The 16,510-nt window shown below is 40.1% G+C and carries 12 protein-coding genes; 4 read left to right on the forward strand and 8 right to left on the reverse strand.

Going from position 1 to position 16,510, the window contains the following annotated elements:
* Positions 1-421 precede the first annotated feature (421 nt).
* Positions 422-2,830, reverse strand: a complete 2,409-nt coding sequence (locus MHH70_RS05030; RefSeq protein WP_107942444.1) for an ATP-dependent RecD-like DNA helicase — start codon at positions 2,828-2,830, stop codon at positions 422-424.
* 493 nt (positions 2,831-3,323) lie between these two features.
* On the opposite strand from MHH70_RS05030, the gene hisA reads away from it, so the two are divergent.
* Together hisA and MHH70_RS05040 are read left to right on the forward strand one after the other, a co-directional pair.
* Entirely contained in the window at positions 3,324-4,079 is a 756-nt protein-coding gene (gene hisA / locus MHH70_RS05035; protein ID WP_107943085.1) for a phosphoribosylformimino-5-aminoimidazole carboxamide ribotide isomerase, read from the forward strand.
* A 23-nt stretch (positions 4,080-4,102) separates the two neighbouring features.
* The gene (locus MHH70_RS05040; RefSeq protein WP_066171443.1) at positions 4,103-4,393 is read left to right on the forward strand and encodes a hypothetical protein; all 291 of its coding nucleotides are present in this window, start codon (positions 4,103-4,105) and stop codon (positions 4,391-4,393) included.
* 147 nt (positions 4,394-4,540) lie between these two features.
* On the opposite strand, the gene MHH70_RS05045 is transcribed toward MHH70_RS05040, so the two are convergent.
* From MHH70_RS05045 to MHH70_RS05065, 5 genes are read right to left on the reverse strand one after another with little or no spacing between them, the layout of a single operon-like run.
* On the reverse strand, positions 4,541-5,053 hold the full coding sequence (locus MHH70_RS05045; RefSeq protein WP_342472710.1) for a TraR/DksA C4-type zinc finger protein: 513 nt from the start codon (positions 5,051-5,053) through the stop codon (positions 4,541-4,543).
* A gap of 55 nt (positions 5,054-5,108) precedes the next feature.
* A complete protein-coding gene (locus tag MHH70_RS05050; protein WP_107942442.1) occupies positions 5,109-5,768 on the reverse strand; it encodes a tetratricopeptide repeat protein in 660 nt (219 codons plus the stop codon).
* A 44-nt stretch (positions 5,769-5,812) separates the two neighbouring features.
* Positions 5,813-6,934 (reverse strand): tRNA 2-thiouridine(34) synthase MnmA, encoded by a 1,122-nt coding sequence (mnmA, locus tag MHH70_RS05055; RefSeq protein WP_342472711.1) that lies wholly within the window; start codon positions 6,932-6,934, stop codon positions 5,813-5,815.
* Between the two features lie 53 nt (positions 6,935-6,987).
* Positions 6,988-8,130, reverse strand: coding sequence for a cysteine desulfurase family protein (locus MHH70_RS05060; RefSeq protein ID WP_342472712.1), 1,143 nt, complete (start codon positions 8,128-8,130; stop codon positions 6,988-6,990).
* 12 nt (positions 8,131-8,142) lie between these two features.
* On the reverse strand, positions 8,143-8,562 hold the full coding sequence (locus tag MHH70_RS05065; protein ID WP_066171459.1) for an Rrf2 family transcriptional regulator: 420 nt from the start codon (positions 8,560-8,562) through the stop codon (positions 8,143-8,145).
* A 215-nt stretch (positions 8,563-8,777) separates the two neighbouring features.
* On the opposite strand from MHH70_RS05065, the gene MHH70_RS05070 reads away from it, so the two are divergent.
* Positions 8,778-10,064 (forward strand): replication-associated recombination protein A, encoded by a 1,287-nt coding sequence (locus tag MHH70_RS05070; RefSeq protein ID WP_342472713.1) that lies wholly within the window; start codon positions 8,778-8,780, stop codon positions 10,062-10,064.
* A 794-nt stretch (positions 10,065-10,858) separates the two neighbouring features.
* Here MHH70_RS05070 and lpdA read toward each other — a convergent pair.
* Both lpdA and MHH70_RS05080 read right to left on the reverse strand, forming a co-directional pair.
* Positions 10,859-12,196 (reverse strand): dihydrolipoyl dehydrogenase, encoded by a 1,338-nt coding sequence (lpdA, locus tag MHH70_RS05075; protein ID WP_342472714.1) that lies wholly within the window; start codon positions 12,194-12,196, stop codon positions 10,859-10,861.
* Positions 12,197-12,440: 244 nt separating this feature from the next.
* Complete coding sequence (locus MHH70_RS05080) at positions 12,441-15,530, reverse strand: efflux RND transporter permease subunit (RefSeq protein WP_107942437.1); 3,090 nt, start codon at positions 15,528-15,530, stop codon at positions 12,441-12,443.
* A gap of 92 nt (positions 15,531-15,622) precedes the next feature.
* On the opposite strand from MHH70_RS05080, the gene MHH70_RS05085 reads away from it, so the two are divergent.
* A complete protein-coding gene (locus MHH70_RS05085) occupies positions 15,623-16,462 on the forward strand; it encodes a TetR/AcrR family transcriptional regulator (protein ID WP_066171480.1) in 840 nt (279 codons plus the stop codon).
* Positions 16,463-16,510 lie beyond the last annotated feature (48 nt).

Below are 16,510 nucleotides of genomic sequence, written 5' to 3' on the forward strand. Positions count from 1 at the left end.
TATCAGTGAGTTTCGTACCACATACTGAATTAAATGCTTTCATCTCACATCTGTGGAGCTGGGAGCTTTCTGCTGAATGAACATAAAAAAAGCCCTCATCCCAAAAAGGGACGAAGACATTATTTCGCGGTACCACCCTAATTTATAAACTACTTAGCAGCAATTTATATCTCAAGTGCCTGTAACGTAAGCAAACGGCAAGGATTAGTTGCACTCTGGAGTAGCTGTTCAGCGATAATGTATGGAGATTTTTGCAGCCTGGAAATCTCTTTCTAAACATTCATTAAAGCCTACTTGTTCCATCATCGTTTTGTTTTTATTATGCCTAAATTATATGCAATAGTTGATATGCTGTCAACGCATTGACTAGATTTTTTAGTGATTCATTCGAGTATGTCGTTACGTCCAAGACAAGTATTCCCTATTTCATAAAATCTGATGGTGCGATGCCCTCCATACCAATCAACGGATGAATATAGGGAGCTGTTTCTGCATTTAAAATAGGTGGCGTAGATGTTGTATAGCTTTCTTGTGCTTCAGCAATTACTTCAACAATTTCTTCATCCATTGGATTTAATCGGGCAGTCAGGCTTGTAAAACGCTGTAAATCATCCGTTTTCATTAAGCCCTGTGCTAACACATCTGGCTCTCCGCACAAAATTAAAAAGTTTTTTGCTCGCGTAATGCCTGTATACAATAAATTGCGACGCAGCATTTTCGAGTAACCGCGTACAATTGGCATAATAACCGTTTGGAATTCAGAGCCTTGTGATTTATGAATGGAGCAGCAGTATGCTAATGTTATTTGATTTAAGTCACCGCGCTGATACGTTACTTCAATCCCGTCATATGAGACAACGAGCAAATCTTGCTTTTCCACCGTTTCTTTTGCCTTTATTATCGCAACAACCTCCCCCATATCACCATTGAATACGTTGCTATCTGGTTGATTGACAAGCTGTAGCACCTTATCACCAATGCGATAAACGGTATCGCCAAATGCTAACTCCTTACGCGTGCCGTCATTCGGGTTAACAAGCTCTTGAATTTGCTTATTTAATGCATCAATGCCTGCTGGTCCCTTGTACATTGGTGCTAACACTTGAATATCACGTATCGCCTGACCCTTTGCCGTTGCACTTTTGACAATTTGTGTGACAACGCTCACAATTTGCTCAGTCGATGCTTGGATAAAGGAGCGGTCTGCTGTTTTTTGAGTTATTGTGGGCGGAACTGTACCTTGCTTAATTTGATGGGCAATATCAATAATCGTTGAGCCCTCTGCTTGCCTGTAAACATCTGTTAATTCCACAGTTGGCACTTGCTTTGATGTTAATAAGTCCTTCAATACTTGCCCCGGCCCAACTGGCGGTAACTGGTCTTGGTCACCAACAAAAACCACTTGGACATCTTTTGCTAAGCTTTTGAGTAGCTGGTGCGCAAGCCATGTATCGACCATTGACATTTCATCTACAATGACAAGACGTCCTGTGATTTCACGCTCTGTTTCCTCTTCTTTTTCCTGACCTGTGAATCCTAATAAACGATGAATTGTCATTGCAGGTAAGCTGGTAGATTCAGCCAAACGCTTGGCGGCTCGTCCTGTCGGTGCTACTAATATAATAGGAAATGGCTCTTCTTTTTTAGCATATGTTTTTGGGTCAAGCGACAGGCCGTGTAGCTCTGCATATACTTCTACAAGCCCTTTCACAACAGTCGTTTTACCTGTACCCGGTCCACCTGTTAAAATCATTACCGCATTTTGCAAAGCGCACTCAATTGCTGCGACTTGCGAAGGTGCATATTGTACCCCATCACGCTCCTCTAGCTCGCCAATTGCCTTTAAAATTTCATCCTTAGAAAAATGCGACTGCTTCTTATTGTTCGCTACAAGCTCTAAGATTTTCGAGGCGATGCCCACCTCACTAAAATAGAGTGATGGTAAGTACATGCGCGTTTCCTCACCACAAATTTTGCTCTCCTCACGCATTTCAATGCAAGCCTGCGAAATTGCCTCAAATGGGATTTCAACTCGCTGGCTTTGTTCTAGCATTGACTTAACTGTCGGCAGCACCTGCTCCGCCTCTAAATAAACATGCCCATCGGATAATGCGGCTGCTGTTAAAACATGAAAAATAGCTGCTTTAATGCGGTCAGGGTGATTGCCTGTAATGCCGAGCTTTGAGCCTAAATCGTCGGCACGTCCAAAGCCAATTCCCTCTATTTCCTCGATTAAACGATACGGATTTTCTGTCAATAGAGTGATTGTGTCCTCGCGATATGTTTGATAAATTTTCATGCCGAGCTGCGGTCCGAACCCCCACTCATTTAATTGAATCATCACACGCTCTAAGCCTAAATTTTGTTCGATTACGTCAACGATTGTTTGCTTTTTTTCGTCAGATAATCTCGGAATCACATCGAGTGCACTCGGATTATCCATAATTATTTTCAATGCATCGACACCAAGCTTTTCAACAATTGTTTCAGCCGTTTTACGACCAATCCCTATAAATAAATCGCTTGATAAATATTGAATAACACCCTGTTCCGTAGCAGGTACTTCCTTTTCAAATGTCTCAATTTGAAACTGTACTCCGTATTTGGGATGTGTTTTTATATTGCCTGTGAAGCGATAAAGCTCATCCTCTGACAGCGGCGGAAAATAGCCAACAACGATAATCTCCTTTTCTTCATAAGCTAAATTTGTTTCTTGAATTTTCACACGTATGATAGAATACATATTTGTAGCATTATGAAAAATAGAGACGATTGGGCGACCTAGTACAAAGCGTTTTTCTAGCTCAAATAAATTTAAGTTCTCCACCAGTTTGCGCCCCTTTCCTCTGCATTAATATTGATTGTTGAAATTATTATCTCAACCCAAAAGCCCCATCTCAGGGCTTAAATAAAGTAAAGCTTCAATCGGTGGGGAGTTTCCTCATCCTCCACTGATTGTTAGTTGAGCCAATCGGGCTTTTACGGGCAGTTAATCCCTCACTTATCCTTTAGCATATTTTCACTTAAGTCTTGGAGCGGGAGGCTTACTGTCCGTCAATGCGGAATCAATTGAAAAACACAAGCGGAAGTTTAACTGCAAAATGCGTTCGATTGATGAAAACTAACAAATATGTAGCATTGCCATTAATTACACTTTCACTTTATATCGTTAGTTTAGCATAATTTATTGCTCGTTCCTATTCACCTTATACTTCATTTTTTTCATATTCTACCGCACGAACATTCTATCTTTAACTATGTTCAATTCCTCTCCAATGGTATGATAGACATATAGAATTTTTTTGGGAAGGACTGTGATGACGGTGGAGTTTCGACCGTGCATTGATTTACACGATGGGAAAGTAAAACAAATTGTCGGCAGTACACTCGGTTATGCCGACCAAAGTGTTATCGAGAATTTCGTTTCAGAGTATGATGCTGGCTATTTTGCCAAGCAATTTCAACAAGACAATTTAATTGGCGGGCACGTAATAATGCTAGGTCCAGGCAATGAAGCGGCCGCATTACAAGCATTGCAGGCTTACCCAAATGCACTGCAAATTGGTGGCGGCATTACAGCGCAAAACGCTGCTCACTTTATTGAGGCAGGCGCCTCCCATGTGATTGTTACTTCTTATATTTTTCATGATGGTAAACTCGACTTAGAACGATTAAACGAGCTTGTCATAGCTGTCGGTAAGAAGCATTTAGTCATAGATTTAAGCTGTCGAAGCCGAAATGGGAGATGGTTTGTAGTGACGGATAAATGGACAAAATTTAGCGATTTTGAAGTAAATGCTGCATCCATCCAGATGATTGAAAACTATTGTGATGAGCTGCTTATTCATGCGGTAGATGTAGAAGGAAAACGCGGAGGTATGCAGGAAGATTTAGTGCGTGATTTAGCTGAATGGACAACAATCCCTACAACCTATGCAGGCGGTATTCGTTCACTGGCAGATTTGCAAAAATTCGAAGCCATTACAAATGGGAAACTCCATATTACAATCGGCTCAGCACTTGATATTTTCGGTGGCAACTTAGCATATCAAGAGGTTGTACAATATTGTAATAAGTAAAATTGAAAGGAAGCCTAACAAATATGTATATTCGATATCAAAATTTAATTTTTCCATTTGATGATACAAACTTAGAGCGCATTGTTGAAGAGCGCTACTTCAAAATTAATTTACGCAATAAAACACAGGAAATACGTGTTCACCTAGAAAATGAATTAATGCTTCTAGAGTTTTCGAAATCATTGAAAGCAACATGCAGCTATTTGCGCGACTATCAAAGTGAGCCGTACATTATTGTGGCCATCGATTTAGAGGTTTTCGTTGACGAATTTAATAAGCGCTATAAATTGGATGCGGTCATTAGCCAACCATAATAAAATAGGGCGACTAAAAAGCGTGCATAGCACCGCCTTTTGGTCGCCCCTACTTGCTGTTAGTTAGAAATATTATCGTTCTTGAAAAGGTAAAAAAACCTCCTAAATTTTAAAATGATTTTCTTATCTCTCTAAATTAATTTCATTTTATTCCACGTTCTTCTCTATAGCTAGCTCTTCCACATCAATATAATCTGCTACTTCCTGATTGTCATATGCATCCAAATTACCTTGTTCCATCGCAATTTCAAGAGCATTTACTCCTTCATCGTGAAAAGGATGTAAAACAGGCTGTGCTGTTATTTTTTCGACAGCTTCACTGTGCTCGATACAAACATTGGTAAAAGGAATTGCACATAATCTGTCGTAGTCAATCGGCTGCTTGCAAATGACACAAACGCCGTATGTTCCTTCCTCCATTTGAGCAAGCGCTTTTTCAATTTGCTCAAGCTCATCATGGCGGTGGGCATGAAGGCTAATATCTTTTTCACGCTCAAATAATTCCGTTCCCAAATCAGCTGGATGATTCGCTAGCGTAGATAATTCATCTACAGAATCACGCAAGCTCGTTTGCTCATTAGCAAGTAAATGTTTCATTACCTCATCTTTTTGTACAAGTAGCATTTTGCGCAATTTTAATAGCTGTTTTTCTGTTAACATAACAAAACCCGCCCTTTTTCGAGTAGTATGCTGAAAAAGAGCGGGTGCTATTCATTTAATTAAAGCGCTGGCTAACCATATCATAAATATATTTCGCTTGGTCAAATTCAGGCTGCAATGTGAACGCTTGCTTTAAGTGATAGAGCGCATCCTCGGTTTGCTCTGTCGAAACCGCATATAGCACACCTAAATTATAATGCGCATCTGCATTATTCCAATCCTCGTCAATCACAAACTGCAATTCATTTTTTGCTAAATCGAACATTTCTAGCGTGCATAGTAAAATACCGTAAGATAAGCGAATTTGCAAGTCTGTTGGCGCAAGCTCCGCAGCACGCTGCATATACGGCAATGCCAGCTTAGGCTGTTCTTCACGCTCAAATGATTTAGCAAGCATATAAAAAGCATCTGCCCCTTCAATGCCATGCTCAATCGCTTTTTGATAAAGCTTTGCTGCTTCAATATAACGCCCTGCATTATAATATAAATTTGCTAAGCCATAATAAGCGGTAGCTGATTTTTCATCAACCGTAATCGCTTTTTGAAAAAATCGCTCTGCTCGTTCTATATCGTTCAATACGGCTAATAAATTGCCAAAATTGACGTAGCCAAGTGCATCATTTGGCTCTGTCTCAATCGCCTGTGTAAAAAACTGTGCCGCTTCCTCATATTTTTTTTCCTGAAAGGCTTGAATGCCTTGCTCGTTAAAATTCATTGCCTATCTCCCCCAAAGGGAAAAGACCGCTTTAACAGCAGCCTTTACCCTACAAATGTTAGTTTTTCACTATTTTTAAATACTTCGTCAATTGTTCCGCCACCTAGGCATACATCTCCATCGTACAAGACAACCGCTTGTCCCGGTGTAATAGCACGTACCGGCTCCGCAAACTCGATATAAGCAGTGCCATCCTGACGCAGCTCCACCTTTACAGGTGAATCGTCCTGACGATAGCGGAATTTTGCTGTACAAGTAAATTCTTTTGCCAACCCTTTTTGTGATGTAAAATTCATTTTTACAGCAGATAATGCCGTTGAATAAAGAGCCTCATGATGGAAGCCTTGCCCAACATATAATACATTGCGTTGCAAGTCTTTCCCTAATACAAACCAAGGTTCCCCGTCACCGCCAATACCTAAACCGTGACGCTGACCTAATGTATAGTACATTAATCCATCATGTTGCCCCATCACTTGACCATCAAATGTTTCCATTTTCCCGGGCTGTGCGGGTAAATATTGACCTAAAAATTCCTTGAAATTGCGCTCCCCGATAAAACAAATACCTGTAGAATCCTTCTTTTTCGCCGTTGCAAGTCCTGCTTCCTCCGCAATTTTACGCACTTCTGGCTTCGGTAAATGACCAATTGGGAACATCACATGCTCTAACTGCTCTTGCGATAATTGATTTAAGAAATAAGTTTGGTCTTTATTGCTATCAACACCGCGCAGCATTACCGCTTCTCCATCACGCCGCTCAACACGCGCATAGTGACCTGTCGCTAAATAATCTGCCCCTAAGTTCATCGCATGTTCTAAAAACGCCTTAAACTTAATTTCTTTATTACACATCACATCTGGATTTGGCGTACGCCCTGCCTTATATTCTTCAAGGAAGTAGGTAAATACCTTGTCCCAATATTGCTTCTCAAAATTCACTGCATAATATGGAATGCCAATTTGGTTACATACAGCAATAACATCTTCATAATCCTCGGTAGCTGTACATACACCGTTTTCATCTGTGTCATCCCAGTTTTTCATAAAAATACCGATTACATCATAGCCCTGCTGTTTTAATAAATAAGCAGCAACTGATGAATCGACCCCTCCTGACATCCCAACTACTACTCGAATTTCAGACGGATTCCTTGTTTCTGTCATTGATATCACCTTTTCATTTAAAACCCTGTCGCGTAAAAGGCGCGAAGCATTTATTATTTCACAAGTCGTTTGACAATATTTACTGTGCGTTTGCCAGCCTCACGTACAAGCTCATCATTCAAGTTATGACCAAAGCTAAAACGGATGGAGCTACGAAGTGTTGCTGAATCTTTGCCATACATTGCAACAAGCACATGGGATGGGTCGATGGAACCAGCTGTGCATGCTGAGCCACTCGACACAAAAACACCTGCCATATCTAAATTGACTAAAAATGATTCTACATCTGTGCCTGGCAATGTTACATTGAAAATATGCGGTAACATATATTCCGAATGACCATTTACTGTAAATCCAATATTTGCCTTCGTAAACTCTTCAATTAATAGCTCTTTATAACGGTTATATGCTTGTCGTGTTTGCTGCTGCGTTTCCACTACTAGCTGTGTTGCCTTGGCAAAGCCGATAACTGCTGGAATATTTTCAGTTCCCGCTCGGCGCTTTTTCTCCTGCGAGCCGCCATAAATCAAGCTGTCCATTTTCGTACCTGCTCTTGCATAAAGCAAACCAATCCCTTTAGGTCCACCGATTTTATGACTAGAGGCACTTAATAAATCAACTTGTAATTGCTCAACATTGATTTTCTCTAAGCCGAATGCTTGTACAGCATCTGTATGAAAAGTCGCAGAATGCTGCTTTAGTAGCTTACCAATTTCGGCAATCGGTTGCAATGTACCAACCTCATTATTGCCATACATGATTGTTACTAAAATCGTCTCATCTGTCAACGCCTTTTCAACATCGCTAACGGCAACGCGTCCTGTTTCGTCAACAGGCAAATAAGTTATATTAAAGCCTTGACGCTCTAATTTTTCGCACGCATGTAGTACAGCGTGATGTTCAATTTCTGTCGTAATAATATGTTTTCCTTCGTGCTGACGTGCATAGGCCACACCAAAGATTGCCATATTATCCGCCTCTGTTCCACCGCTCGTCAAAATAATTTCATTTGCCGTTGCACCTAGCTGTTGAGCTAAAATAGCCCTTGCTGCATCTAATGCTTTGCGCGCTTCACGGCCAGCGGTATGTATGCTTGATGCATTGCCGTACACCGTTTCCATTGCAGCATTCATTTCAACAATCACTTCTTTTAGCATCGGTGTCGTTGCAGCATAATCTAGATAAATTGTTGTCATTTTGTAAACTCCTTAAATATAAAACATATAGCCGTCTGTAGGGGATACCTCTGTATATTGTGCTAAGTCTTCTAAACTTGTCGTATCAAGCACATTTTTCACTGCATCACGAATACGCATCCACAGCTCGCGTTGTGGTGCTTCCTCATCTTCAATACCTTCTACTGGTTGGATTGGCCCTTCAAGCACACGTATCACATCCGCAGCGGAGATTTCAACTGGTGGGCTTGCTAACATATAGCCGCCATATGCGCCTCGCACACTTTTTACTAGACCTGCATTGCGTAACGGCGAAACAAGCTGCTCCAAGTATGCTTCAGATAAATCTTTTTCAGCCGCAATTTGACGAAGTGGTATCGGTCCCTCTCCGTGATGCTTCGCTAATTCAATCATAATTGTCAAGCCATATCGACCTTTTGTAGAAATCTTCATATAATAACACCTCTAATTTTCTAGTCCATTCATTCGGTTAATTATAACACATTTCCTGTTATTCCACTCGGAAATGCATCCAAATTTCGACTTCATTCATACAAATTCTATTTGAAGTATCTACTTTCCTTCCAATTGAAAATACACTATTATAAAGTGAAGCTTCAATCCGTACGTGATAAAATGATGATAGACGTAGAAAGTTGGTGGTATACATGCACAATGAACCTTTAGCTTATAAAATGCGACCACGTAATTTAGACGAAATTGTAGGACAACAGGACATTATTGGCAAGGGAAGTGCCCTTTATAAAATGATTGCAAATGGTCACGTGCCATCCATACTGCTATATGGACCACCTGGTGTAGGCAAAACATCCATTGCTAGCGCAATTGCAGGTAGCTCAAAGCTGCCATTTTTCGCTTTAAATGCCACTCAAGCAGGAAAAAGCGATATCGAGCAAGTAGTGATGGATGCCAGAATGTCAGGCAAGGTTATTTTATTTTTAGATGAAATCCATCGCTTTAATAAATTGCAGCAAGATGCATTACTTCCTCATGTTGAAAATGGCTCCATCGTTTTAATTGGAGCGACAACCGAAAATCCTTTTCATAGTGTCAACCCCGCTATCCGTTCACGCTGTGGAGAAATTTTACAGCTCACACGCTTAACAATTGAGGATGTCAGTGCATTATTGCAACAAGCGCTAACAGATGAGGAGCGGGGTCTCGGAAAGCTTGGCGTTTCCGCTACGAACGAGCAGCTACAAAAAATAGCAGAAGCAAGTAACGGCGATGCGCGTAAAGCATTAACCTTATTGGAATCGGTTTATTACGCCTCCGATGAAACGGATGGGGTAACAGTGCTAAACGACCGCGCAATAGAACATTTAGCAAAACGCATCGGTGTCTATGGGGATAAGGGCGGCTCTCATTTTTATAATTTATTATCCGCCTTGCAAAAATCCATTCGCGGGAGCGATACAAATGCCGCATTGTATTATTTAGCGCATCTATTAGAGTCTGGTGATTTAGTAGCTGTTTGTCGTCGTTTGCTTGTCATTGCCTATGAGGATATTGGGCTTGCTAATCCAGCAGTCGGTGCACATATTAACGCTGCCACAGACGCCGCTGGGAAGCTTGGGCTACCCGAGGCACGTATCCCGCTCGCTGCCGCTGTCGTCGAAATGTGCTTAAGCGATAAATCAAATTCTGCCTATCAAGCACTTGATGCTGCCACAGCAGCCATTCATGAAGGGAAAACGGGGGAAATCCCAAACCATTTGAAAGATGCTCATTACGCAGGGGCTCAAGCACTTGGACATGTCGGCTATCAATATCCGCACGACACACCGATTGGCACATTTGGAGGCTGGGTCAATCAGCAATATTTACCTGATGAACTTGTTGGCACAGAATTTTATAAGCCTGTTATTGCTGGGGAAGAAAAGCGCATGGCGGGGATTTACGAGAAACTTAAATCATTTCGAAGCGTTAAATAAGCCGTGCAATTGCCGACTTATTTAACGCTTTTGATGGTGTTTTGGTACAGGGTTAACTCGGATGAAAAGAGTGTAGGCCTTCTTTGAGAATGAGAGAAACACCAACTTTAACGGTGTTTCTCCTTTTGCGATAGAGGAGCTTTATTTTAATGCGCTGCCAAAACGAAAGAATTTGATTGGACAATTAAAATAAACACACTTATAATTACAGTAAATTACAAGTATGTTAATTACATAAACAACGGTTGTTCATTAGCTTTTTACAGAAAGAAACATTTTTTTATTAGGCATACACACTTTAATTGTAGTTAAAGCAGAGAATGCTCATGACAAAGTGAGCTTTCCTGTGAAAAATGTTTCCCTTAAAGAAGTTAAATTAAAGATGAAGGGGAGGAATTAGATGGCTTTTCTTCAAGACTTAGCGAATTTTTATTTCCCGATTTTTCTGACTTTTACTTTTATTATTTTCCAAACTTATTTTAGCAAGAAAGGGAAACTTAAACATGCTTTAATTTTAGCCATTTCCTTCACAATTTTAATACAGGCATTCTTTTTGCAATATGATTTTTTAGTTGTACTAATCATGTCGAATTTCTTCTTTTACATGATGGCTGTAGTGACCTATTTCACTAGGCCAAGATTTTGAGGAGAAATAAAAACGAGCAGGGGCTCATCTCCCTGCTCTCTTGCAGAAGCTTCCCAGCAAATCCGTGCTGTTAGTGGAGGCTTCTGTTGTAAAGCCTGAGCTTTACATAGGTTTGGCACCTAAATTTCAATATACCAAACTATTATTATTATTTCAAATGAATTGCTTTACCAAAGACAGCGCGTGCCGCATCACCGATGTGCTCGCTTACTGTTGGATGTGGGAAAATCATGCGGGCTAAATCTTTGACAGAGCCACCTGTAATTTTACATGCAAGCATAGCATTAATCATTTCCGTAGCGCCATCTCCAACGACACAGGCTCCATAAATATCACCTTCAGGGCTTGCTACAAATTTCATAAAGCCTTGTATATTTCCCTCAAGCAATGCTTTAGCATTTGTCGGCAAGTACATTTTTGTAACGATTGCGTCTGCTGGTGCTTCGTGCTCTAGCATTCCAAATGTTGCAATTTCAGGGTGTGTGTAGACACAGCGCGGAATTTCCTGTTGGTTAATAGCGCGCGGATGCTTGCCTAAAATATAATCTACTGCATGCGCACCTTCCGCACTTGCAGAATGCGCTAATTGGAAGCCACCAACTAAATCACCAATCGCAAAAATGCCTGGAATGCTCGTCTCGTAATGATTGTTAACCGCAATTAAGCGACCGTCCATTTTTAATTCCAAAGCTTCTGCAATTTGTGTATTTGGACGGCGACCTGTGGCAAATAAAAGGTGGTCATATACGTATGTTCCTATAGATGTATGTATTTCATTGCTGCGAATTTCTTCAAATGTGAAATCTGTGACAAGTTCAATGCCTAGCTGTGCCATACGTTGACGAATTAAAGGTCGCGCATCAGGTTCCTCTGTTTGTAAAATATCTTTACTATGATTTAATACAGTCACTTTCGTTCCCATTGGCGCTAATGCAAAGGCCATTTCAATTGCGATGACACCACCGCCAACGATTGTTAGTTGCTTAGGTAGCTCCTTCACTCCGAAAAATGTGTCCGTCGTATAATAACTTGCGGTTTCGATTCCCTTAAAAGGCGGCACAAATGGACGACTACCTGTTGCTAAAATCACATTGTCAGCTGTAAGCGCTTGCTCACCTACCATCACTTTACGCTCCGCTGTCACACTTGCCTCCCCACGATACATCGTAATTTGGGCGCTTTCAATAAAGCCTTCGATATTATCTAATAGCTCTGCTACAACGGCATCTTTACGCTGCATTAATTTAGGAAAATCAATATCGATTGTCGGCACTGTGATGCCCCAATCCGTGCCGCGGCGAATTTCCTGCACTAATTTACTATGCTCTAGCATAATTTTTGAAGGAATACAGCCAACATTATAACAAGCACCACCGACTTTATCTTTTTCTATCAGCGCCACCTTTAAGCCGCTCTTCGCGGCATGAATCGCTGCAACATAGCCACCGGGACCAGCTCCAATAATGGCAATATGATAATGCTCCATAACCTCTCCTCCTTTTTTACTACGATACCATTTCCTATTTATTGTTGCCATAAGAAATGCATATATAATGGAAAATCAAGACCGTCCTCTTAAAGGAAGATACCTTTCATACAAAAATTGCACCTCGACTAACTTTAATCCAGGTTTTTTCGAACTAGTTGGTGGAAAGTCATTTTTTCATAAAACATAAACAAAAAGTCCAAAAAGCAGTGCCTCAGCACGCTTTTTGGACATCAATCCCCTTTTAATTCGTCTCAATATCTTTACGATTCTTCTTCAGCATTTTTGAAAGTAATTCATACACAATCGGTACAACTACTAATGTTAATAATGTTGAAGATAGTAAACCACCGATTACTGTGATTGCTAAATCTTTTGAAATCAGACCGCCGCCTGCGCTACCGAATGCCATTGGTAACATTGCACCGATTGTCGCGATTGCTGTCATTAAAATTGGGCGTAAACGTGTCATACCAGCTTCTAAAATTGCCTCACGCATCGTCATACCGTCGCGTTCCATATGGATAATACGGTCAACTAGGACAATCGCATTCGTGACAACGATACCAATTAACATGAGTAGCCCCATCATAACTGATACTGAAATTGTTTGACCTGTTACGAATAAACCAACAAATGCGCCAATTACCGCGAATGGTAATGAGAATAAAATCGCAAATGGTGCTAAACCTTCACCGAATGTCACAACAAGAATGAAGTAGACAATCGCAATCGCAGCAAGCATCGCAATACCTAATTGCGTAAACGCTTCTTCCATATCTGCTGCAACACCAGAAACGCCTGTTGTTACACCTTTTGGTAAATCTAATTCATCAATTTTTTTATCAGCCGCCGTAGTAGCCTTTGAAATATCATTGTCGGTAATTTTCGCGCTGACTGTTGCGAAATATTCACCTTTTGAACGAGTTAATGAATTTAAAGTAGTTCCTTCTTCCACTTCTACTAAATCACCAATTTTCATTGTTGTACCTAGTGCAGTTGGAATTTCTGTCGCTAAAATATCATCAATTGATTTAGCAGCAGCTTTGGCTTCGCGCTTTACAATTACATTAATATCTTTACCGTTATGCTCGACAGTCGTTAATGTTTCAGTTGTCCCTTGTGGCGCTAGAGCCATCACAATTTGAGCTGTCGTCAAGCCATATTGAAGAACATTTTGCTGTTCTACTTTTAAAACATGCTCTACATAAGGGTTTTCATTGTCTGATTTAATATCTTCCAAGCCATCAACTGTACGCAATGCGTCCTCTACTTGTTGAACTGATGTACGTAAATTATCAAGGTTTTCACTATACAATGTATAGCTTACTTCATTAGAGCCCATGCTCATTGAAGCAAAATCTTGTGACTTCCATTCACCGCTCTGCCCGATATTAAACACATAATCTTCTACTTCCGTACGAGCAGCAGGGAAATCCTTCATATCTGGGTCAAAAATTAAATACATTAATGCCCCACCACCAGCGCCACCCATCATCATCGTAGCTGGGTCAGCACTTTCAGCATCCGTAATCGAAATTTGCACAATCTCGACATCCTTGCGCTTCAATAATTCCTGTTCAACAATTTTTACATTTTCCTCAGTTTCATCCTTCAGCTCACCTGTAGCTGGAGTGTAAGTTAAATACATAACCTTCTCTTCCTGCGAACCTAGGAAACTAAAGCCAATTAATGGTGTTAATGCTAGTGAACCAACAAGCATTAAAATTGCAATTGTTGACGTAATAATTTTATGATTTAATGCTTTTTCTAATATGCCTTTATACCATAATGCTAGCTTGCCAGCCTCTTTATGTTGGCTTTCTACTTTCTCACCATATATTTTTTTGCGGAATAAGTAGTGAGATAGCGCTGGTACAATTGTAATTGCTACGAGCAGTGAAGCCCCTAGAGCAAATGTCATCGTTAATGCGAACGGCATAAATAGCTCACCAATCATACCACCTACAAAAATAAGTGGAGCAAATACCGCTACGGTTACTAATGTAGATGAGAAAATTGGCTTGAACATTTCAATTGTCGCTTCACGAATAAGAGCGCGACCTGTTAATTTCTCTTGCTTTAAGTGAATACGTCGATAAATATTTTCAACGACGACGATGGAGTCATCAATCACTCGCCCAATCGCCACTGTAATCGCACCTAAAGTCATAATATTTAACGTAATATCCATCCAGTTCAATAATAGCAATGCCATAAATACAGAAACCGGAATTGAAATAATCGAAATAATCGTCGATTTGAAATCACGTAAAAATAGTAAAATAATTAATACGGCAATCGCACCACCGAATACCGCTTTTTCAATCATTGTAAATACAGAATCTTCAATTGGTTTTCCTTGGTCAAGCGATATATCAATAATTAAACCATCAATTTTGCTCGTTTCTTCTTCAATTAAATCTTTTACTGCATTTACTACTGTTACAGTATTTGCATCTTGTGCTTTAATTATTTGAAGACCAATAGAATCTTCACCATTTGTGCGTGAAATGGATTGTACTTTACCTTCCACTTCAATTGTCGCAATATCACCTAAGCGAACAAATGGAGATGGATTCGTTTCTGATGGCGTAACCGGAATAAGTAGCTCCTTTAGCTCATCAACCGATTTTACTTTACCATCTACAGAAACAGCTTGCTCACCTACTGTAAACTCATATAAACCTAGCGATAATGCCATATCGCTCGCTTGAATCATTTGCTTAACAGTTTCTTCAGTCAAGCCTAGCTCAGCCATCTTTGCTTCATCATACTTGAATGAAACCTGTTCAATATGCTGACCTGTAATTGAAGCTGATGCAACGCCTTCAATTTTGTTGATTTTAGGAAGTAAAATATCTTCAACTGTTGAAGTAAGCTCTACAATATCCTCTTTTGAGCTACTCACTGATAGTGCAGCAACAGGCATCATATTCATGCTGATTGCCATAATAGAAGGTTTTTGTGCTCCTTCTGGCAATACCACATCATCTAAAGCAGACTCTAATTGGCGCTTCTTTTCATCCATGTCAACGCCATAATCATACTCTATTTGTACTTGCGAAACGTTAGATGATGAGGTTGAAAATACCGATTTCACATCCTCTAAGCTTTCCACTTTTTTCTCAAATGGAATGGATAAATCATCCATTACTTGCTCTGGTGTTGCACCTGGATAAACACCAACTACAATTAAATATGGAATCGAAATATCTGGAATTGACTCCATCTTCATTCTAGTTCCTGAATAAATACCTGAAACGGTAACAATAATCGTTAATAACCATACAGCTAATTTGTTTTTTACAACAAAATTCACTAAAGAACGCACGTTTATACCAACCCTTCCTTGACACTTTTTTTCACAAATCCTATAATAATGACTAATCAGTCAGTTGTCAATTAAGAAAGGTGGTTAAAATTATGTCAAAAAAGCAACTTATTTTAGAAACGGCCGCACAACTCTTTGCTGCTAAAGGGATTGACGCTACTTCCGTTCAACAAATAACAGATGCTTGTGGCATATCAAAAGGAGCCTTCTATTTATCATTCAAGTCAAAAGATGAGCTTATTATCGCAATTATTGACTATTTTGTGAAAGATGTCGCATCGCGAATTGACCAATCAGTCAATGAAGGCCAAAACCCTGAACAAAAGCTTTATAATTACTATTATTATACATTTTCAATCGTCCAGGAGCATATCATATTAGCCTCTGTTTTTTTCAAAGAGCATACGCAGTTTATGAGTGAAGAGCTGATACAAAAAATGGCGCATTACGATCGGATGATGAACAAGCTAATTGAAAACATTTTGCTAGAGCTTTATCCCCAATCAGCACAGCATGTTTATGATTTAGCTATCATTGTTCGCGGCTTTATCTCTGGCTATGCAGAGCATATGTTTCAAAAGGCTAGCGATTATCCTTATGACTTACAAGCGCTTGCCAAAACACTTGTAGAGAAAACCACTATTATTGCAATGCATACAAAAACGCCTTTTATTACAAAGGAAATGGTTGCCCTGCATACAACAGCAGACCCGCTAGTTACATTAGAGAACATTTTGCAGGAAGCAGGGATTTTACGCTCTTATTTAGATGATGAATTGCTGCAAGACTCAGTAACAATTATTACTGAGCAGTTACAATCCCCTCATCCACGCGTAGCCATTTTACAAGGAATGCTTGCTAATTTACAGGCAGACCCCGTATGCAATTGGTTTTGTTATCTCGTTAGAAAATATATAAAAAAGATTGTCTGAGAGCGGCACACTAGCCTGCTTTCGGACAACCTCATTATACGGAAATTT

The organism is Metasolibacillus sp. FSL H7-0170, assembly GCF_038593115.1.
GTDB lineage: Bacteria > Bacillota > Bacilli > Bacillales_A > Planococcaceae > Metasolibacillus > Metasolibacillus fluoroglycofenilyticus.